The following is a 21,008-nucleotide window of genomic DNA, read 5'->3' as shown; positions in this document are numbered from 1 at the left end:
ATTAATCCCAGCAAAGAAGAATCGTAAAATAAATTAGCACTCTCAAGTATATATCATTCTTTATACCAGTCGATTTCTTTCTTCAGTAAAATTAGAAAATCTTCTGCAAATTTCTTTTTCTCGTTGTATACTATTTTCCCAAATGGGGTCTTACACTCTATCATATTGTAATAATGGGTCTCTAATATATCAATTATTTCTTCAATAGTTTGCCCTCTTGTACCAGCACTATTAAATGCTCGTGCTAAACCATAAGAACCAACAACTTCAATAAAATTAGAGTCGTGTACTATTTTTTCTTCAATCCTCTGTGGAGATTTGCAGTGACGTTTTAAGCATTCAAAGTAAATAGTTATTTTTTCGCCAGAGAGACCTAATCCAAGCAAAAAGTCAATTGTGTTTCTTTTAAATTCAGAATCAGTCTCTAACTTTCTGCTTAATCCATGGAAACATTGTAAAAATGCCAATAGATAAAAGTCAATATCTTCATCGACACCATAATCTATTATTTTATTTGATGTGTTGATTATTCTTTCTATATGTTCAAAATTATGAGCCGCATCCTTTGAAGTATAATGCTCTTTTACATAATCTTTAAAAGGTTTTAAGTAATTATCCTTAGTCATTTGCAAATCCTCCTTTGGATAAGAATACCAATTCTATCATTTTTATATTATATACTTTTTATTAATAAAAAATCAATACTATTGTTTATCAGAGCCAAAGATTAAAATCAATGCTTATAACAGGATGGAATCTGAATTCATGCAGAGTATAGCAGGCAATTAAGAGGCTGTAAAATGGACTTGCATAAATTATGAAAAATAAAGTTTTTTATAAAAAAACTGTAATAAACCACTTTTCTGATTTGTTTATTTGTATGAAGGACAAATTAGAAAGGTGATTTTATTTTATGTTTAGAAAAATTATAGCTATTATTACGATTATTGCAGTAATATCTTTTATTCCCATTACATGTTTGGGTGATGAGAGCCTTAAAAGTATTATACAGCCTGATTGGACTTACATCGAAACCTATCTTAATTATTTTGATATTTCCTCAGTGGGAAAGGCGACAGTAGAAGTCATTCTTGAAGCCCATGATACAGACGAGCTTAAGATTCAAGTAAATCTGCAGCAGTATAAAAACGGAGGGTGGACTACAATAAAAAGCTGGTCTAATACTTCTAAAGACATATATTGCGCAATGGGAGAAGCTTGGTATGTGGTGAGCGGCTACAGCTATCGCTTGGTTTCTACCGGAACTGCATACAAAAATGGGGTGAAAGTCGAGCAAGCAACCTATACAAGCGAGGCATACGAGTATTAAAGCTTTAATTAAGAGGACGCAAACAGCTTTTAAAGAAATGGGGGTGATTCCATTGGGCATGTTGCTTATTGGATGCTTCATCAGCTTAAGATGCGATGAAAGTTTAAAGGCTAGTTAATACCTATTTTTATTAGTAGAAATGTAAGAGGTCATTAACTATATAAGCAAATGAACTTTAATTAAAGAGAGGAGACAAAGGCAAATGAGGAAAAATACTTTTTTATTAGTTCTGGTAGTATTGCTATTAGTATCTACTATGTCTGGCATATTATCAGCTGACGGTTATGGGGCCGATTGCGAGGCAGACAGAATTGGAGCACTAAGAGCTCCTGCATGTGACTTTTGTGGTAGTGTAATGAGACTGGCGAGTGTAAAACCTGGTTCCTGGCTTTTTGTTTCAGCAAAGGCCTGTCCAGAATACTATCAATGCATTATCAGGGAGTATCAAAGAGAAGTGGATTATTATTATGAATGCCCAAACTGCGGATACTCTTTAAGAAATACTAATATAGAATATAAGGAAGAGCATTCGATAGTTCACTAATGCTAAATAAATTGCCCCTGTAGATTTTCTGCAGGGGCTCAAAAAGTTATGAAGGAAGGTCTAGTCATGGGGAAAAGAATAACGCTCCTATCAATATCGATGTGCTTTATATTATTTCTAACTGGTTGTAATGCAAGCCCTCAAAATTTCATCGAGATAAATAAGATTGAGAATGAGGATGACACAGTCTATGAGGCACTGCAATATCTTATCTCTGATGAATGTGACGGAAGGTTGATAGGAACGGAAGGCAATAAGAAAGCCAAGGAATACATAGTAAGCAGGTTCAAGGATTTTTCAATAGAGCCGTATAATAATAGTTTTTATCATCCTTATTTACAGCAAATATTGGTGATAGATTCAGATAAAATGATATTAGAGCTAAAGGATACAAAGAACAATATAATAAAATTTGAGTATGGTAAGGATTTTATGGACTCTTCTATTTGTCCTGGAACTTTAAGATTGCCGATAGGCTTTGATGCTGCTGGCGAAGAGGACTGCATTCTTGTCGCAAAGGGGCATAAAGATGATAATATAAAAAAATCTAATGTCAAAGGGATATTGATATCAACAGAGAGATTAAAAAAAGGCAATAACAGTGATGAAAAGTATGGAGACAGGAATGTTTTTAATATAACAGAAGAAGTATATGAGATATTAAAGAGTAATCCGGGCGGAGAGGTTCATATGAGCTCCTCCGGTGAATTGAAAGAAATAGAAGAAAACAATGTAATAGGCATAATAAAAGGAAAGGATAGTAGCAAGGCTTTCCTGATTACTGCTCATTTAGACCATGTAGGAAGTATTGGAGAAAGCATATGGAAAGGAGCCTATGATAATAGCTCAGGGGTTTCTATTTTGCTGGATACGGCGAGGAGAATAGGAGAATACTCAAAGAATAATGAACTTCCTAACGATATAATATTTTCCGGCATAAATAGCGAAGAAACTTTTCTTTACGGCAGTAAGATATTGAGGGAAGAAATCTTCAAAGATTATGATTTTATTGCAAATATTAATATGGACTGTATAGGCCATAAGGGTGAAAAAAAACTATTCATAGATTATCAACATGATTTGCCGGAGATAAAACTCTTAACTGATAAACTGAATTCTTTTTTCAATGATTCCGGAATAAAAAGCACTCCGGCATATGCAGAATACATAAGTGACCATGCTTCATTTCCTGTAGGAATAAATATTACAACAGGCTACAAGGATATTCATATTTTAGAAGATACTATAGACATATTGGATATTGATTTTATGGAAAACATCAGTGAAATGCTGGCCAAATTTTTGATTAAAACTTCTTCAGACAGCATTATACTCGGAGAAAAGCATGATAAAATATATGATGCCATAAGAAGAGAAGCAAAAAACATGAATTTCGGCGAATATAAATTTATTGAAGTAGAAAATAAAAACTATTATGTAATGGGGAGTAACCTGTCCGGAGCCAAGGATGAAGTAGATCAGCATTTTGGCAATAGTTTCGATTATATACCGGATAAGCTTGGAGATTTAAAGCTGGATAAAATAGAGATCAATGCGTTCAGAAGCAATTATTTTAATACGCCTAAGGCTGATGAACATCAAACAAATATGATATACAAGAGGAAAGGCTTGATCAGGGATATTAATAATATAAATATTTTTTATCAAAATAGTGATAACTACGATAAAGTGATTATACAATTTGATAGCTTCATTAAGGATAATGATATAGAGAGGGATGTTGAAGAAGAGATTAGTGGTCAAGCTTTTGAGGACAGGCCATTTATAGAGACTAAGAACAAATATTATTTAAATGCAGCCATTGAAGCCGATGGGTATGATGAATTGACAGTCAAGCATGAAGTAAGCGATAAAATATTTATAATCAGAATATATGGAAGCAGATTAGAAGATAAGCTGGATTATATACAAAAGCAAAAAGTTGAAAGCTTCATAAAAGAAAATAATATTGATGATATAATACTTGCCCTGGTAAAGACCTTGAGTCAATAGCAAAAAGCGTAAGTATTGTATAAAGTCTTGCTCTAGGCTGCTGAGATGGGGTTTTGAATGGACAAAATTAATAGTAGATGAATCGCAGTTTTAGTTGTAAAATACTATTATGGCAAAATAATTATCAGGAGGATATACATATAATGAACATTAGAAAATTATTGGCTGTAGTATTGGCACTAAGTCTTATATCCTTAGTAGGCTGCAGCAACAGCGGCACTCCGCCGCAGGCTGTTAAGCCGGAAGAGGCTAAAAACCTTTCCTTAAAAGTAGGCCTTATGCCCGCTGTAGACTCAGCACCTATGTTTATAGCAGAAAAAAAGGGCTATTTCAAGGAATTAGGATTAGATGTGGAGCTTATAGTTTTTAATAATGGACAGGACAGACAAAGTGCACTTCAGACAAATTCAATAGATGGCGCAATGACTGACCTCATCGCAGTTGCGGCCAATGTGAACGGGGGCTTCGATATCAAGGTAACGACTACAACTTCCGGAATGTTTCCTGTTTTAGTTAAAGCAGGATATGAGGAGAAAAAGGATATTAAAGTGGCCATGATGGAAGTGAGCGTCACAAATTTTCTGATAGATGAATGGCTGGGTGATAAATATAATATAGAAAAGGTATTTATAAATGAGATACCGGCACGCCTGGAAATGATAAAAAGCGGCAAGGCAGATATGGGATTATTTCCGGAGCCTATGGCATCCATGGGTGCCTTAGGAGGCCTTGAAAAGAGAATGTTTGATCCGGAGGACGGATATTGCCCTGATGTCATGGCCTTTACCGGCAAGGCATTGGCAGAAAAATCCGAGGCTGTTGAGCTGTTCCACCGGGCATATGATAAGGCTGTTGAAGATATAAATAAGGATGAGAATAAAGCAAGAGAGATATTGATAGAAAAGCTGAATTTGAAGCCGGAAATCAAGGAAAGCATTGCTCTGCCTCAATTCAGCAAAGCGTCACTGCCGGATGCAGCCTATTTGGAAAAGGTAATCACATGGGTTGAGAATGTATTGAAGAAGGATATGCAAGTAAAACCGGAAGACCTCGTTGTAAGGGAGTTCGTGAAGCAATGATCCGCATAAAAAATCTGCATTTTTCATACGGCCCGGATGAGGCATTGCATGATATCAACCTCAGCATAAAGAAAAATACCACCTGTGCTATCATAGGGCCATCCGGATGCGGAAAGACAACCCTGCTATATTTATTGGCAGGGCTTCTTAATATTAAAGAAGGAGAGCTTCTGATCAACGGTGAAAAATTGAAAGGGAGCAGGAGAAAAACAGGGGTAATCCTGCAAGACTATGGGCTGCTGCCCTGGAAAAACGTATGGGATAATGTAGCTTTAGGATTAAAGGTGCGGGGAATAAATAAGGCAGATATTCATGAAGAGGTAAATCAAATACTGAATGAACTGGATATTGGAGATCTGAAGGCTAAGTATCCCGCACAATTAAGCGGAGGCCAGAAACAGAGGGTCACCATAGCCAGAACCCTCGTTACAAAGCCGGATTTGCTGCTTTTGGATGAGGCTACCTCTGCGCTGGACGCTATGACCAGGGAGAATGCTCAGAACCTCATTTTGAAGCTCTATAAGAAGAGGCCTGTTACTATTGTGTTTGTAACCCATAGCATAGAAGAAGCGGTGTTTTTAGGGCAAGAGATTGTCGTTATGGAGAAATCAAAGATTAGAAAGATAATTGACAATCCCTATTTTGGTGATGCGGAAATCCGCTCCAGGATTGATTATTACAACATATGTCTTGAAGTAAGAAGATGGCTTGAGGAAGGTAGATCATATGAAGATATTTAAGAGAGGTATAAATGATAAAACCGTTTATGGCATTTTGATGGTATGCTTTCTATGGTATATGCTCCATATCACCATAAAATCAAACGTTATACCCGGTCCCTATGAAACGGTAAAGCGATTCATAGCTTTGCTGCCAGGTGTATTGTCGATGCATCTGCTGGCCAGCTTTGGGAGAATAGCAGCAGCTATAGCCGTATCGATGCTTCTGGGGGTTCCGTTGGGGCTTTGGATAGGCATGAACAATAGGGGAGATGCTATAATTTCCCCTATTGTATATATACTATATCCCTTGCCCAAAATAGCTTTCCTGCCTATATTCATGATTTTATTGGGCATCGAAGATTTATCTAAAATCACGCTTATTGTCACTATAATCATATTTCAGATACTTATAGCAGTGAGGGACGGGGTAAAGGAAATACCCAAGGAGCTCTTTTATTCCGTATCATCGCTGGGAGTTTCAGGAGTGGGGATATACCGGCATCTGATCATGCCCGCAGTGATGCCCAAACTGATTTCCGGGCTCAGGATAAGCTTAGGAATAAGCATTTCAACCTTATTTTTTGCTGAAAACTTTGCAACTACTTACGGTATCGGATACTATATAATGAACGCCTGGACAATGGTGGATTATCTGGATATGTTCTCGGGCATATTAGGCTTAAGCCTTCTCGGGCTTTTCCTTTTGACGGCTTTGGATATTGTGGAAAGAAAGCTTTGCCCATGGATTTTCCTCTAAAAAAATGGAAAACCTATAGGTTTTCCATATACGTTATTACTTCGGACTTTGATTTTAACTCTTCAAAATAGGAAGTAAAATATTCATTTTTCTTATTGGAAAGCAGCTCCTCTTTAATCTGAGTCTTAGTCTCATCAAAGCTTAGCACTTTTTTATCCTCTACTTTAATGATATGAAATCCGTAGTCGGATTGCACCAAACCGCTTATTTGACCGGGCTCCAGAGAAAATGCAGCCTCCTCGAACTCGGGAATCATGTCACCGGCGCTGAAGTAGCCTAAGTCGCCGCTATTTTCTTTTGCACTGGGATCAATGGAAAATTCTGCAGCCAGCTTGTTGAAATCTTCACCGGCTTTCGCTCTTAGTAAAATTTTTGTTGCCTCTTCTTCGCTCTCTATCAAAATATGGCTTGCCTTAACACTTATAAAGCTGCTTTTCATAGAGTCATAGGCTGCTCTAAGTTCATTTTCAGGCACATCCATCGATTTGGTGACTTCATTGATAAAATTACTGATAATCATTCTCTTGCGAATGCTGTTTACTACATAATCGGCTGTGATGCCCTGGGCAGCAAGGTAATCTTTATACTCTTTATCTGATTCGAACATCTGCCTGATATATTCGACTTCCTCATCAACCTTATCTTGGGAAGCTATAACTCCTAAATCAGCAGCTTTTTTCAACAAAATTGTTTCATCGATCAAAGAGTTCAATAGCTCCTCTTTTGCAAAATCTATATACTTTTTACCGCTGACTTCTTTTTCCCATATTTCCGGTCCATAATTTTGCTCTTGCTGGACCTTAAATATATTAAACATATCATCATAATAAGACTTTTTGATTTCCTGGCCTGCAGCCTTTGCTACAATAATATCATCTGATGCCTGGGCAGTACCGATAGAACTGCAGCCGGTAAGCATAACAGATATTGCCAGCATTGAAACAACTAACACCATGGATAGGCTTCTTTTCTTATTCAACAAATCATCTCTTTTCTTTTAAAGTAATAGCATATTGCCGGATGTCGGATAAGTAATATTATAAGCCATTTCACCTGCTATGTAAACAGTACAAGCTTGATACAAATAAGGTTATAAGGCTTTCAATAAAATATTTTGAATACAAAATATTTTAAAATGTATTTGATATGATATTTATGATAGAATAATAATATAACGTATCGGTTGTAATAACATAGTATTTTTCAGTAAAAGATAGGAGAGATCGAATGAACAACTTTTTGAAGAAAATGGTAGACCAAGGCTTTATGACAGAGGGTCAAGGAAATTATATAGAAGAGTCGATAATGAGAAAAGACTGCCTGATAATTTCCGGACACAGAGGCTGGGGCATCCTGCCGCTTATGGCTGCCGCCGGTGCAGTTGCAAAGGGAAGCTTTAAAATCAAACAGGTGAAGGGTTTTGAAGATCTTAAGGAGGAGACGGATTATTTTCTTATAGCCGATCTTGCAGATATAGACTATGCAAAGCTCATTGCAGATGCTATCAAAGCACCCAATTCTTCATTTATAGGCCTTAAAGACCCTGACCATCCCTATTCCATACTTAAAATATTAGGGGACGTTTATAAAGCTGATGGGCCTACGGCGAAGGTCCTCCAAGTCCTTGAATGTGCAAAAATAAATGATGAAAAAAAGCTTTCTAAGATAACTCAAATAACTATGAATGAAAATGGGAAATTGGCCAAGGTGGATTTCAAAGAATAAATCCACCTTTCCCCAATCGGGCTCTATAAAATCCTCATCCTATAAGAGTTCATTGCAGTGATTCCAAGCTTATCCAAAAGCTTGGAATTGGTATAGGCTCCCACAATTGCTCCTATTCCGGGCACCATCTGCAAAAGCTTCGCAATATCTATATAGTCTCTATATTCTTGTTGAAAACCTCTCCAATCAAAAAGCTCTAAACTGCTGGGCAGGGCTTTGGAGAGCTCATTCCAGTTTTCCATTTCATAAAAGATTTTATTTGCTGCAGCCTGGCTTGAAAAAGCGAGCTGAAATATTTTCAAAATGTATAATCTTTCTTTGTAGTCTCTGACATCAAAGCCATAGATGGATGCGACATCATATAAAAATTTGATTTTTATGCTGAGAAGCAGGGGAAAGTCTGCAAAGCCCATCAGTACTCCTCCTGCACCTGTACCTGCGCCTTCAATCATGGCGGTTTTTTTATAAAAGCTTATCTTTTCCTTGACCAGCTTCTCTCTTTCTTCAAAGGACATAAGCATATCAGGCTTTCTGGTCATATATTCCGAACCCGATAGCACGATTCTGACCATATTTTTTATAGCAGAAGTAAGAATTTCATGATATTTATCAGGCAGCATGCTGTTGATCTTATTTTGAACGCCCTTTGAAGCCTTATTGATTATAGAAGGCCTTTTCTTCATTCTTTTTTTCCATTCATTCAATTCTATAGACGCGGTTATATAATAGGTATCTATTCCAAACACCTGCCTTATAACAGAAAGTATAATAATACGATATCTTTTAATATTCATAAGCCTGTGGTTAGCCTGGCTTCTATTATATTGTTGTATTATAATGATATTATAATACAAAAGTATAAATATCGGAGGATAAAAATGAGTATAGAAAGTGTAAAAAAACAATTTAAAGATGAGGGGCTTCCCCTGGAAGTAATAGAGATGGATACGAGCACGGCTACGGTGGAGCTCGCTGCAGCGGCGCTTGGAGTTGAACCGGCAAGAATAGCGAAGACTATGGCATTCAGGCTCAAAGATAGGGATATATTGCTGCTGGCGAAAGGTGATGTAAAAGTAGATAACAGAAAATTTAAAGACAATTTTGCTGAAAAGCCGAGATTCATCAGCTTGGATGATCTGGAAGAGGCTACGGGGCATCCGGCAGGCGGAGTATGTCCCTTTGGACTGATCAAGCTGCTGGATATCTATCTGGATGAGTCCCTTAAGGTTTTCGATTATGTATTCCCTGCCGGGGGAGGAGCAAACACTGCCGTGAAGATCAGTGTGGATTATCTGGCGGAAGTGACAAAAGGCATATGGGTAGATGTTTGCAAATAATAAGCGCCCTGCAGGTTAAGCCTGCAGGGCCAATAAATATCCTAAAATGCAGTCCAGCCGCTGTCTGCAGTTATGCACTGACCATTGACAAAGCTGGAATCATCAGAAGCCAAGAATAATGCTATAGTTGCAATCTCCATGCTTTTTCCGTTTCTTGGATTTCCGCCTATGTTCGCCATAATGACACCAATGCCTTCTTGATTTGCATTTTTCATGAAATCTCCTGTGGCAATTTCTGTTTCTACACCGCCGGGGCATATAGCATTACATCGGATGTTCTTCTTAGCATACATGTATCCGGTATTTTTAGTCAAACCTACCACCGCGTGCTTGGATGCAGTATAAGCAGCTCCAGCCCTTGCTCCATATAAGCCGCCTATAGATGCAACGTTGATGATATTTCCGCTGCCCTGCTTCAAGAATATTTCTACTGCTTTTCTGCTGCTGTAGAAAGGTGCAAATACATTTAAATTAAAGACCTTTTCCAGCATCTCATCCTTTACATCGCCCACAGGGCTGAAATCATCCATTATGCCTGCATTATTTACCAGAATGTCTAGTCTGCTGGAGTCGCTATATGCAAAATCGATGATCTTTTCGGCGTCTTCTTTTTTCGTCAAATCTGCGCCATATGGAATTATTTTTCCTGCAAAATCTTTTGAACTGGCGGCTAATTCTTCAAGCCTTTCTACCCTTCTTGCCACAGCATAAACAGTAGCGCCTTCCTTTGCAAACAGATGGGCAATATCCCGGCCCATTCCGGCACTTGCTCCTGTAACAACAGCGATTTTACCAGCTAATTTCATAGTACATCCTCCTAACATCGTATAAATTTTAACAATGATGCTTGTAAGCTATATTATACATTATTTCTTAAATTTTGGAAATAGCCGTCTATCCGTTGTGCTTGGCACCGCTCAGCTTGCTCTCCGGCACGTGGTTCTGGAGCAGAAGCCCTCTTATCTTCTTGATTTCATCTTCCGGAGCAGTGATGGTTATGGGGCCAAGGTCGTAGGTCTGATAAAGGGTTATCTTTTTTTTCATATACCTGAAGCCTTCAATTCTTTCAAAGGGGTAAAAGCCCGAGGAACTGGGATAGTTTGCGCTGATTGGGAGCTCGAGGCGCAGATCATATCCGGTTACTGCCACTCCTTTATCCGTTACCACAATCTTCATTGATTTATTAAACAAATTAAACAATATTTCTGTTATAATAATGAATATAAAAAGCAAGGCTATGCTCCATAGGGTATATTTATTTAGCTTTTCTCCTCTAAAAAAAGGATAAATTACAGGTATTGAGGGGAAGACATATATTATCAGCCTGTCAACCAGCCTGAAAGGATTTATAGGATACTCCCCTATAATATTATAATGACCAAGCTTTTTCATCTGTCTTTGGGTATATTTAAAGCGGAAGATGGCTTGGGAAAAAACCAGCAGCATAGTGCTTAGCATTATATTCAAATAACCTGCGATCACGGGCATTAGCCCTGCTTCATTCTGTGCGGCAGGGGTGATTCCCAGTATCATATTGAAAACAACCGAACCTATAAGAAAAACAAACAAAGAAAGTATAAAAGCTATAAGCTTCATAGAATTAGACAAGTATAACACCTCCATATCAGATAAAATGATTATATATAAAATTTAAAAATAAATCAAACAAAGCTTTAGTATAAGAAAAGGGGCAAGCTCATGATAAACCTGGAAGAAAAACTAAAAAACCTCCCTGACAAGCCGGGCGTATATATAATGAAAAATGAGGATAATCATATTATTTACGTTGGGAAGGCGATTAATCTCAAAAATAGAGTAAGGCAATATTTTCAAGCTTCAAGAAACCAGCCTCCCAAGGTTTATGCTATGGTGGAAAATATTCGGGATTTTGAATATATAATCACCGCCAGCGAATTGGAGGCATTGATACTGGAGTGCAATCTGATCAAGAAGCATAGGCCCAGATATAATGTGATGCTCAAAGATGACAAGCAATATCCCTATATAAAGGTCACTCTCAATGAAAGCTACCCCAGAGTTCTTAAAGTCAGAGAAATCAAAAAAGATGGAGCCAAGTATTTTGGACCTTATACAGATGGAAGGGCGGTAAACCAGACCATTGAGCTGGTTTCCAAAATATTTCCCATAAGGAGCTGCAGTAAAAACATTGAAAGGGTTGCAGGTAAAGAAAGGCCCTGTCTTAACTTTCATATAAAAAGATGCATAGCGCCCTGCACAGGGAAAGTGAGCAAAGAAGAATATAACAGGATTGTTAAATCAGTCTGCCTTTTTCTTGAAGGAAAGCAGCAGGATTTGCTTGAGGATCTCCAGGGAAAAATGGCGGGATATGCGGAGAGCCTGGATTTTGAAAAGGCTGCGGAGCTGCGGGATCAGATCGACTCGCTTAAGAAAATCAGTGAAAAACAGATAATAATATCCTCCAGATTGGAGGATCAGGATATAATTGCTTATGCTGAGCATGGAGAAACCGTTTGCATCCAGGCTTTCTTCGTAAGAAAAGGAAAGCTGATCGGAAGGGAAACCTTCTTCTTATCCGACTTTGGAAACAGCGACGGAAGTGAAATAATAAGCAGCTTTTTGAAGCAGTTTTATAGCAAGGTCTTATATATACCCAAAACCGTACTCGTGCCTGATGAGTTTGAGGAAAAGGCGGTGATTGAGGAATGGCTGGGAGAAAAACGGGGCTCAAAGGTCAGCATCATTGCCCCTCAGAGAGGGGACAGAAGAAAGCTGGTGCAGATGGCTCGCAGCAATGCGGAAGAAAATCTGAGGCTGGAGATGGAGAAATCCGAAAAAGCGAAGAAAATCTCAGAAGCCTGCAAGGAACTGGCAGGTTATCTGAATATCGGTGAGGATATCTATCGGATTGAAGCCTTTGATATTTCAAATATCCAAGGAGTGGACAATGTGGCTTCGATGATAGTATTTGAAGGCGGCAAGCCTGCCAAGAAAAATTATAGGAGATTTAAGATAAAGGGCTTTGAAGGTCAGGATGATTATGGGAGCATGAGGGAGATACTATGGAGGAGATTCACTCATGGCATCAAGGAAAGGAATAAGCTTGACGAAGAAAATGAAGACTATTCCCATGGAAAGTTTTCTGAGTTTCCTGACCTTATTATGATTGACGGCGGTTTAGGCCATGTGAATGCTGCCTCAGAAGTATTGAAGGAGTTGAATATTTCAATACCTTTGTGCGGCATGGTAAAGGATGACAGGCATAAGACCAGAGGCTTGATTTACTATGAAAATGAGATAGCGATACCTGCGAGAAGCGAAGCTTTCAAGCTGATAGCTGTTATGCAGGATGAAGCCCATAGATTTGCCATAGAATACCATAGAAGCCTGAGACAGAAAAAAATTGCAAAGTCAGCTTTAGATGAGATTGCAGGAATAGGTCCAGGACGGAAAAGAGCATTGTTCAAGCATTTCAAGGGAATTGAGGATATCAAGAAGGCATCGATTGAAGAGTTGGCGGCTGTAAAAGGCATGAATAGAAAGGCAGCAGAAAATATATATAATTTTTTCAATAAATAAGACTTTTCCAACAGACTGCCGTATATAGTTACAGAAGCACCTAAAAGCGCTAATTGGAGGTAAATGATATGAATAAAAAATTGTATAAATCGAGACACAATAAGACTTTGGCCGGGGTATGCGGCGGCTTGGCCGATTATTTTGATATTGATGTGACCATAGTAAGGCTGATCTGGGTTGCCTTCTTCTTCTTGAGTGCAGGCTTTCCAATCCTTCTTGCATATATCATAGCGGCATTTATAATACCCGAAGAGCCGGCGGACAACTACGATCAAAACAATCCCTATGCAAATGTAAATTATAAGGTAGAGAAGGATGAACAGGACAGGTAGAAATACCTGTCATTTTGTTTTTTGTGCTATTTTTTCTGCTACCGGAATATAAATTATGGAGAGAATATGTATGCTGTGCGAGCAATCCAGGCTCTCGAAACTCGAAACACGAAGCCAAAGGGAGTGTTTTAATGAAGATGAAAAGAGCTGTGACTCTTTTTTTATGCATTATAATGATCATATATATCTTTGCAGGACCGGCTATATTTAAGCGATATGCCGTAGACTACAGAAAAAGCTATGAGCCTAAGCCTAACGAACCGGAGTGGAAAGGAATCATAAGATTCTGGGATTATCCCAACCTGGACACGACCACCGGCAGCAGATTCGGATGGATAGAAAAAAGAATTCGGGAATTTGAAAAAAAGAATCCGGGAGTCTATGTAGAATTCAGGCCCCTGGATATACAAAACGGCAGGACCACTTTGATGGCGGCTGCAAAGATAGGGGCATATCCTGATATTGCTCCTGTGGGCAGCGATTGGTTTTTTATTTCTTCCGGCCTTTTGGATGCTTTGGACGAGTATATCACCGATGCAAACAAAAATGATTTGGATAAAGAGGCATTGGAATCCATAAGCTATAGAGGCAATGTCTATGGCATACCCTGGGCCGCCAGAGGCTATACTTTGCTGCTGAATAAGCGAATATTTGAGCAAAGAGGAGCAGAGCTTCCGAAGGATGGCCAGTGGACTTATGAGGAGTTTGTCGATAGCCTGAAGAAGCTCACCCATAAGGGAGACAGAAAAGGAACAGGCAGCACTTATGGGCTCAACGGCTATATTAACCCGGGATGCTATAACCTTACAGGCATTTTGATGAGCGATGGCGCCCAGTTCATTGATAGCAGCGGAAATTACACATTCAACAGCCCCATAGCGTTAAAAGGCTTGCAAAAGCTATATGAGCTCAAGCATAAGCATGGGGTCACCCACCCGCAATTCGGGGAGATGAGCAAAGGGCAGGCCTTCAGCACTTTTCTGTCGGGAAAATGCGGAGTTTTGCTTGCTGATGCCTGGATGGTGCAATACATTAAGAACATAGGCAGCCAATATGGAATTGATTTCACCGTAGCGGCTTATCCCAGTGGAGAAGCAGAATTGCCTGTATATATGAATGATATATACTATTCATATGGTGTGTTTAAACAGGAAGACCCGTTGAAAAGGAAAGTTTGTGCAGAGCTTATCAACTATATTACCGATGAAAGCTTCACTCAGGACTTAACGAAATTCGGCTACTTTTCTCCAAGAAAATCAGGCAGCCTGATATATGATAAAGATGATGCTATGTATGCGATCAACAGGGGCCTAAGCTATGCTGAAAACCTGCCAAGGCATAAGAATTGGCAGGAAATAGATGCAGTTATACAATATAATATCAAAGAAGTGCTTAACTCCGGAAAATCTCCTGAAAAAGCATTGGAGGATATGAAAACCCAGGTAAATAAATATTTTTCATATCAGAATGATTAATACATAGAATATTGTCAAATAATTATATAGATACCTGGTAGTATAATGTTGTATAATTAAGTAACAATTGTTTACTGTAATAAAGCATAGGTGAATTCGTTATCAGTTAGAACAACAGGAAATAGGTAATCGGAGGAGATAATATGTCGGAAGAGAAAAGCAGAAAAAAGGAAAAGCAGCCTGTTATTGAATATAATAATAAGAAGTACATAAGGATACCGGTTAAGACTCATGTAATAATGAAAGAGGATAATATTGCTGATGTGGTAAAGAAATATACCCAGGAGGTTTTAAAGGAAGAGGATATAGTGTTTATCAGTGAAAAAGCCGTGGCCATAACTCAAGGCAGGGCTTTCCCATTGGATGAAATCAAACCAAGGCCTTTAGCCAGATTTTTATCTAGGTATGTCACCAAGACAAAAGCCGGCATAGGACTGGGGATACCTGAGACTATGGAGATGGCTTTGAGAGAATGCGGAGTTGTTAAGATACTTTTTGCCGCTGTTGTAGGGTTTTTAGGAAAGCTTATAGGACGAAGAGGAGATTTTTATAGGATAGCCGGATACAAGGCTTCTTCTATTGACGGACCTACACCAAACACATTGCCGCCATATAACAGATATGTAGTTTTGGGGCCGGAAAACCCTGATAAGATTGCAAGGCAGATAAGCGAAAGCGTAAAGGCTGAAGTTGCGATAGTCGATATAAATGATCTGGGAGGAAATATATTGGGAACTTCCAGGGAGACGATGGATAGGAAAGGGCTTTTAGGCATATTGAAGGACAATCCTCTGGGCCAGTGCTCGGAACAAACCCCAATAGGGATTATAAGAAGACTGGAAGATTAATGGTATATGTCAGAGGAGGATTAGTTTTGCAGCTTAATGATTTATTTTCTAGTGTAAAGTATGACGAGCCAATGAAAAATCACACCTCTTTCAAGGTGGGAGGAAATGCGGATATTTTTTTTGAACCTGAAAATATAAGGGAACTTGTTGAGTTCATCAAATATGTGAAAGAGAATAGCATACCATATATCTTGATGGGCAACGGAACCAATATGGTTGTGTCTGATGAAGGAATACGGGGAGCGGTTATAAAGCTCGGCGATAAAATGTCTGCTGTTGAAATAATAGAAGACAGACTCATTGCCCAGTGCGGAGCCAAACTGCCTGAAGCGGCAAAGATAGCCGCCTGCAGCTCCTTATCCGGCATGGAGTTTGCCAGCGGCATACCCGGTTCTATCGGAGGAGCCCTATCCATGAATGCAGGGGCCTATGGCGTCGAAATGAAAGACATAGTGGAAAAAGTAGAGGTGCTGGATTCAAACCTTGAATATAGGGTTCTTCAGAATAAAGAAATGGAATTTGGATACAGGAAGAGCGCGGTTGATAAATACGGCTATACAGTATTGGGATGCACCTTAAAACTTAAAAGAGCTAATAAAGCGGATATCAAAATGCTTATGGACGAATATTCGGACAGAAGGCAGAGCAAGCAGCCATTGAACATGCCAAGCGCGGGGAGCGTTTTTAAGAGGCCTGAAGGCTATTACGCCGGCAAGCTTATCGAGGATGCCGGATTGAGAGGCTATACCATCGGAGGAGCCCAGATTTCCGAGAAGCACTGCGGCTTTATCGTAAACACAGGCGATGCTGCCGCAAAGGATATATACAATCTGATCAAGCACATACAAAGAACCGTATATGAGAGATTTGGGGTTAAGCTTGAGACGGAAATCAGGCTGATAGGCAGGTTTGAATGAGCATAGGCCACAGGGCGGAAAGTTCTCTGTGGCTTTCTCATTTCATGCCGCATTCAAAATTGCCTTTTGATAATACTAAGAGTAGTATATAATTATATTAAACATGAAGAGGTGTCGCATGTGATAAAGCTCTTTGCAGATTATCATACTCATACTATTTACAGCCATGGCACGGGAACAATAATGGATAATGTTACAGCGGCAAGAGAAAAAGGCTTGAAAGAAATAGCCATTACGGATCACGGCTTCAGGCATTTCAGTTTTGGCGTTAAGAGAGAAAATATGAAAAAGATGAGAGCCGAAATAGATGAGATAAATGAAAAATATAAGGATTTTAAAGTCCTCCTCGGCATGGAATGCAATATAATCAGCAGAGACGGGCACATAGATCTGGATGATGAAGCGATGAAATATATGGATATCGTGCTGTTGGGATATCACATGATGGTGATATTAAAGGGAATCCCTAGCTTTGTTAATATTTATGGAAAGAATTATCTTTCACGGATTAACAAGGCTATGGCAGAGGAAATGAGGCAGTCCAATACAGACATAATGATAAATGCCATAAAGAAGTACAAGGTAAATATTATTACACATCCCGGCGCCAGAATATCTATGGATACAGGACGTTTGGCTGAGGCGGCGGCAAAAGTGGGCACTGCACTGGAGATAAATTCAAAGAGCAATATAATGACTGTGGATTATCTGAGGGCTGCTGCAGGCCATGGCGTCAAATTTGTGATCAACAGCGATGCTCATACACCTCAGGATGTAGGCAATTTCAGAAATGCCGTAGAGCTGGCAGAATCGGCAGGATTGACCGGTGCTCAGATCATCAATGCATATGATTCTTAATCGCTCTTAAGGAGGAGATATATTGAAATTTGTTATAATAACCGGCTTATCAGGGGCAGGGAAAAGTCAAGCCGTTAAGTTCCTTGAGGATTTAGGTTTTTTTTGCGTAGATAATTTGCCTCCCGCACTTATATCAAAGTTCGCTGATATATGCAGCCAAAGCAGGGGCAGTATAGAAAAGATCGCTATAGTTACGGATATCAGAGGAGGGAAATTCTTTGACCAGCTCCAATCAAGCTTAGATGAACTTGAGAAAGGAGGCTTTTACTATGATATCCTGTTTTTAGAAGCTTCCGATGAGACACTGATAAAGAGGTTTAAGACCAGCCGAAGGATGCACCCGCTGGCAGGCGACGGAAGGATAATAAGGGGCATAAAGGCTGAAAGAAAAAAACTGGAGGAAATAAAAGCGAAAGCTACTTATATAATCGATACTACGAATATGAGCACTTCACAGCTGAAACAGGAGATAGTGCATCTTTTTGTGGAAGGAGGAAAGAATGAGAAGCTTATAGTAAATATTATTTCCTTCGGATTCAAATATGGAATTCCTTTGGATGGCGACCTGGTTTTTGATGTAAGGTTTTTGCCGAATCCATATTATATCGAATCCATGAGAAGGCACAGCGGGCATGATGAAGATGTGCGCGAGTATGTGATGAAATGGCCTGAGGCCTCAGTATTTATGGAGAAGCTCCTGGATATGGTAGAATTTTTGATACCGTATTATATAAAGGAAGGTAAAAGCCAGCTGGTGATAGCCATCGGCTGCACCGGCGGAAGGCATCGCTCCGTCACCATTTCCAATCTGCTCAGCCAAAAGATGAGGGAGAAGGATCATAGAGTGATAGTGGAGCATAGAGATATAGATGAAGAAGGAAACTGTTAGTGATGGGGGAAGATGATTTTGGAAAGGAAGGGTCCTGGAGGTTTGATTAAAAATAATGGTTGGGCTATCGGAGGCCCTAAAATAGTGGCTATAGGCGGAGGGACAGGTCTCTCCACACTGCTGCGGGGTCTTAAGGCATATACTTCAAATATAACTGCCATAGTTACTGTAGCTGATGACGGCGGAGGATCGGGAATACTCAGGAATGATCTGGGCATGCTCCCTCCCGGAGATATAAGAAATTGCATTCTGGCTTTGGCCAATACGGAGCCCATTATGGAGAGCTTGATGCAGTATAGGTTTAAAGAAGGCAGCCTGCGTGGCCAGAGCTTCGGCAACCTCTTTATTGCAGCTTTGAATGATATATGCGGAAGCTTTGATAATGCCATAAGAGAGATAAGCAATGTTCTTGCTGTTACAGGCAGGGTTGTGCCTGTGACTTTGGAAGACATCACTCTTTTCGCCGAATTAGATGATGGAACTATTATAAGAGGAGAGTCCCAGATACCCATAAGGCAGATCAGCAGCAATAAGAAAATAAAGAGAGTGTATCTGGAGCCCGCAGAATGCGAAGCCATGCCTGAAGCTTTGAAGGCTATAAAGGAAGCTGATGCGGTGATCATAGGCCCGGGCAGCCTCTATACAAGCATCATACCGAATTTCATGGTGAAGGGCGTGGCTAAAGCTGTTCATGAAGCGGCTGCGATGAAGATATACATATGCAACATGATGACGCAGCAAGGGGAGACATTGGGATATGATCTGTCGGATCACATCAATGCTATAAATGAACATGCAGGACATGATATAATTGAATATGCAATAGTAAACTCGGGCAGGATACCTGAAGATTCAGCCTTAAGGTATATGGACGAGTATGCTAAGGCGGTGGAAATAGATTGGGACAATATAGCGGCAAAAGGAATCAAAGTCGTGGGAGACGACTTTGTAAGGATCGACAAAGGATATGTAAGGCATGACTATAATGCACTGTCAAAATGCATATTCACGCTGATAAACCAAAAATGATTCTACTGTAATAATTTTCCAAGGAGATATTGCAATGGAATCAAAATCAGTATTTTTTAAAGTAAAGGGAGAGAGATGACTTTGAGCGAAAGTATGAAGAATGAGATAATATCATGGATAAAGCTTATTGCAACTGCTTTTTTGATTGCATTTGTTCTAAAAACCTTTGTTTTTCAAATTGCATATGTTAAAGGCCCTTCTATGGAGCCCACCTTATACCAGGGCCAAATACTTATAGTTTCTAAGCTGAGCTATAGGATGGGGGCTCCTAAGAGAGAAGATATAGTGGTCATAAATGACAATCTCGAGCACAAGGATCTGATAAAAAGGGTTATTGGTCTTCCTAAGGAAGAAATAGATATAAAGGATAGCTCTGTATATATAGACGGAAAATTGCTGGAAGAAAGTTATATAGAAGTACCTACTTATGAAAATGACTTCAGCAAAGCGATAGCGCCGGATAACAAATATTTTGTTTTAGGCGACAACAGAGTGGAAAGCAGGGACAGCAGGTCTGATTCTCTTGGCTTTGTAGATAGAAAGAATATAATAGGGAAAGCAGTATTTAGACTATGGCCTCTGAATAAAGCAGGCACAATCAAGTAAAGGTGGTGCTTCCATGTCTTTTTCATCAAAGGTGAAAAATGAAATTGCTAAGATCGACGATGAAAAATCCTGTTGTCAGATAGCGGAACTGTCTGCCTTGATAAAAATGAACGGTACCATACAGATTCTAGGCAGAAACAAGATAGGTATAAAGCTGACTACAGAAAATGCAGCTATAGCAAGAAGAATTTTTTCCTTGATAAAAAATAATTTTGATATTCAGACTAGAGTGTCCATGACAAAAAATAAGCAGCTGAAGAAGAATTACAGCTATACTCTTTTAGTAGATTCGGATGGGGCATCTGAGAATATTTTAAAAAAGCTCTCCATAATGAATGAAACTGCAGGAGGCTATAAAATAAATTATAAAATACCGGCGGCTATCATAAAAAATGATTGCTGCAAAAAAGCTTATTTGAGAGGTGTTTTTTTAGGAGGAGGTTCTATAAGCGATCCTGAAAAGACTTATCATCTTGAGCTGGTGACAAGCAATGAGATTTATGCAGAGGATATTAAAAATCTCATAAATTGCTTTGGATTGAATGCAAAGATAGTAAGCAGAAAAAGCAATTTTGTGATTTATCTCAAAGAGGGAGAAAATATTGTTGATTTTCTTAATATAATAGGCGCTCATAGTGCATTATTAGATTTAGAAAATGTTAGAATATATAAAGAAATGAGAAATAATGTTAACAGAATAGTCAATTGCGAAACTGCTAATCTGAGCAAAACGGTAAATGCAGCCATGCGGCAGATAAACAACATCAAGTATATAAAAGAAAGCATGGGACTCAACAAGCTGCCTAAAAACCTCAGAGACATTGCAGAAGCGAGGCTGCTCTATCAAGATGCGAGCCTTAAAGAATTAGGGGAGACCATAAATCCCCCCGTGGGCAAGTCCGGGGTCAATCATAGGCTGAGAAAGCTTGATGAGCTGGCTGACAAATTGAGGGAGAGAAAGTTCTGATAAAAAATATATTTTCTTCAGG

23 protein-coding genes are annotated in these 21,008 nt (G+C 39.2%); 18 read left to right on the top strand and 5 right to left on the bottom strand.

Translation table 11 applies throughout. The features are described 5' to 3' along the window. Positions 1–53: 53 nt before the first annotated feature. Entirely contained in the window at positions 54–626 is a 573-nt protein-coding gene (locus LJD61_RS18910; protein ID WP_255229138.1) for an HD domain-containing protein, read from the bottom strand. A 287-nt stretch (positions 627–913) separates the two neighbouring features. On the opposite strand from LJD61_RS18910, the gene LJD61_RS18905 reads away from it, so the two are divergent. The 6 genes from LJD61_RS18905 to LJD61_RS18880 all read left to right on the top strand — a co-directional run bounded on the left by LJD61_RS18905 (position 914) and on the right by LJD61_RS18880 (position 6,445). Then, positions 914–1,330, top strand: a complete 417-nt coding sequence (locus tag LJD61_RS18905; protein WP_255229135.1) for a hypothetical protein — start codon at positions 914–916, stop codon at positions 1,328–1,330. A gap of 202 nt (positions 1,331–1,532) precedes the next feature. Further along, complete coding sequence (locus LJD61_RS18900) at positions 1,533–1,874, top strand: hypothetical protein (protein WP_255229133.1); 342 nt, start codon at positions 1,533–1,535, stop codon at positions 1,872–1,874. A gap of 48 nt (positions 1,875–1,922) precedes the next feature. Next, positions 1,923–3,887 (top strand): M28 family metallopeptidase, encoded by a 1,965-nt coding sequence (locus LJD61_RS18895; RefSeq protein WP_255229132.1) that lies wholly within the window; start codon positions 1,923–1,925, stop codon positions 3,885–3,887. A 143-nt stretch (positions 3,888–4,030) separates the two neighbouring features. After that, entirely contained in the window at positions 4,031–4,966 is a 936-nt protein-coding gene (locus LJD61_RS18890) for an ABC transporter substrate-binding protein (RefSeq protein ID WP_255229130.1), read from the top strand. Next, entirely contained in the window at positions 4,963–5,706 is a 744-nt protein-coding gene (locus LJD61_RS18885; RefSeq protein WP_255229129.1) for an ABC transporter ATP-binding protein, read from the top strand. The genes LJD61_RS18890 and LJD61_RS18885 overlap by 4 nt, the downstream gene beginning before the upstream one ends. After that, positions 5,693–6,445: an ABC transporter permease gene (locus LJD61_RS18880; RefSeq protein WP_255229128.1), complete on the top strand. Its 753-nt coding sequence runs from the start codon at positions 5,693–5,695 to the stop codon at positions 6,443–6,445. The genes LJD61_RS18885 and LJD61_RS18880 overlap by 14 nt, the downstream gene beginning before the upstream one ends. Positions 6,446–6,458: 13 nt before the next feature. Here LJD61_RS18880 and LJD61_RS18875 read toward each other — a convergent pair whose 3' ends face one another. Continuing rightward, entirely contained in the window at positions 6,459–7,424 is a 966-nt protein-coding gene (locus tag LJD61_RS18875; protein ID WP_255229127.1) for a peptidylprolyl isomerase, read from the bottom strand. 248 nt (positions 7,425–7,672) lie between these two features. Between LJD61_RS18875 and LJD61_RS18870 the strand changes: the two genes are divergently transcribed. Beyond that, positions 7,673–8,170: a hypothetical protein gene (locus LJD61_RS18870; protein ID WP_255229126.1), complete on the top strand. Its 498-nt coding sequence runs from the start codon at positions 7,673–7,675 to the stop codon at positions 8,168–8,170. A 23-nt stretch (positions 8,171–8,193) separates the two neighbouring features. Here the strand turns inward: LJD61_RS18870 and LJD61_RS18865 are convergent, their stop codons facing one another. Further along, positions 8,194–8,907, bottom strand: a complete 714-nt coding sequence (locus LJD61_RS18865) for an EcsC family protein (RefSeq protein ID WP_408615892.1) — start codon at positions 8,905–8,907, stop codon at positions 8,194–8,196. Positions 8,908–9,048: 141 nt separating this feature from the next. Here LJD61_RS18865 and LJD61_RS18860 point away from each other — a divergent pair, with 141 nt between their 5' ends. Next, entirely contained in the window at positions 9,049–9,507 is a 459-nt protein-coding gene (locus LJD61_RS18860) for a YbaK/EbsC family protein (RefSeq protein ID WP_255229124.1), read from the top strand. Between the two features lie 41 nt (positions 9,508–9,548). Here the strand turns inward: LJD61_RS18860 and LJD61_RS18855 are convergent, their stop codons facing one another. Beyond that, positions 9,549–10,313, bottom strand: coding sequence for an SDR family NAD(P)-dependent oxidoreductase (locus LJD61_RS18855; protein ID WP_333783156.1), 765 nt, complete (start codon positions 10,311–10,313; stop codon positions 9,549–9,551). Positions 10,314–10,401: 88 nt separating this feature from the next. Next, positions 10,402–11,115: a hypothetical protein gene (locus LJD61_RS18850; protein WP_255229122.1), complete on the bottom strand. Its 714-nt coding sequence runs from the start codon at positions 11,113–11,115 to the stop codon at positions 10,402–10,404. A gap of 90 nt (positions 11,116–11,205) precedes the next feature. Between LJD61_RS18850 and uvrC the strand changes: the two genes are divergently transcribed. The 10 genes from uvrC to whiA all read left to right on the top strand — a co-directional run bounded on the left by uvrC (position 11,206) and on the right by whiA (position 20,986). Further along, complete coding sequence (gene uvrC, locus LJD61_RS18845; RefSeq protein ID WP_255229121.1) at positions 11,206–13,065, top strand: excinuclease ABC subunit UvrC; 1,860 nt, start codon at positions 11,206–11,208, stop codon at positions 13,063–13,065. A gap of 68 nt (positions 13,066–13,133) precedes the next feature. Continuing rightward, positions 13,134–13,397 (top strand): PspC domain-containing protein, encoded by a 264-nt coding sequence (locus tag LJD61_RS18840; RefSeq protein ID WP_255229120.1) that lies wholly within the window; start codon positions 13,134–13,136, stop codon positions 13,395–13,397. Between the two features lie 131 nt (positions 13,398–13,528). After that, positions 13,529–14,872, top strand: a complete 1,344-nt coding sequence (locus LJD61_RS18835) for an ABC transporter substrate-binding protein (RefSeq protein ID WP_255229119.1) — start codon at positions 13,529–13,531, stop codon at positions 14,870–14,872. Between the two features lie 143 nt (positions 14,873–15,015). Beyond that, positions 15,016–15,720, top strand: a complete 705-nt coding sequence (locus tag LJD61_RS18830; RefSeq protein ID WP_255229118.1) for a coenzyme F420-0:L-glutamate ligase — start codon at positions 15,016–15,018, stop codon at positions 15,718–15,720. After that, the gene (gene murB / locus LJD61_RS18825) at positions 15,720–16,637 is read left to right on the top strand and encodes a UDP-N-acetylmuramate dehydrogenase (protein ID WP_408615878.1); all 918 of its coding nucleotides are present in this window, start codon (positions 15,720–15,722) and stop codon (positions 16,635–16,637) included. Before LJD61_RS18830 ends, murB begins: the two co-directional genes overlap by 1 nt. Positions 16,638–16,760: 123 nt before the next feature. Next, on the top strand, positions 16,761–17,495 hold the full coding sequence (locus tag LJD61_RS18820; protein ID WP_408615890.1) for a PHP domain-containing protein: 735 nt from the start codon (positions 16,761–16,763) through the stop codon (positions 17,493–17,495). A gap of 22 nt (positions 17,496–17,517) precedes the next feature. Then, entirely contained in the window at positions 17,518–18,384 is an 867-nt protein-coding gene (gene rapZ, locus LJD61_RS18815) for an RNase adapter RapZ (RefSeq protein WP_255229115.1), read from the top strand. An 18-nt stretch (positions 18,385–18,402) separates the two neighbouring features. Beyond that, positions 18,403–19,413: a gluconeogenesis factor YvcK family protein gene (locus LJD61_RS18810; protein ID WP_255229114.1), complete on the top strand. Its 1,011-nt coding sequence runs from the start codon at positions 18,403–18,405 to the stop codon at positions 19,411–19,413. A gap of 81 nt (positions 19,414–19,494) precedes the next feature. Beyond that, positions 19,495–20,019 carry a signal peptidase I gene (gene lepB, locus LJD61_RS18805; RefSeq protein ID WP_255229113.1) on the top strand — a complete coding sequence of 175 codons (525 nt, stop codon included), beginning with the start codon at positions 19,495–19,497 and terminating at the stop codon, positions 20,017–20,019. A gap of 13 nt (positions 20,020–20,032) precedes the next feature. Further along, complete coding sequence (gene whiA, locus LJD61_RS18800; RefSeq protein ID WP_255229112.1) at positions 20,033–20,986, top strand: DNA-binding protein WhiA; 954 nt, start codon at positions 20,033–20,035, stop codon at positions 20,984–20,986. Positions 20,987–21,008: the final 22 nt, after the last annotated feature.

Origin of the sequence: Lutispora saccharofermentans (genome assembly GCF_024363565.1) — a bacterium.
Lineage (GTDB): Bacteria > Bacillota > Clostridia > Lutisporales > Lutisporaceae > Lutispora > Lutispora saccharofermentans.
The sequence above is the reverse complement of the archived record's forward strand: the minus strand, read 5'-3'. Positions and strand labels throughout refer to the sequence as shown.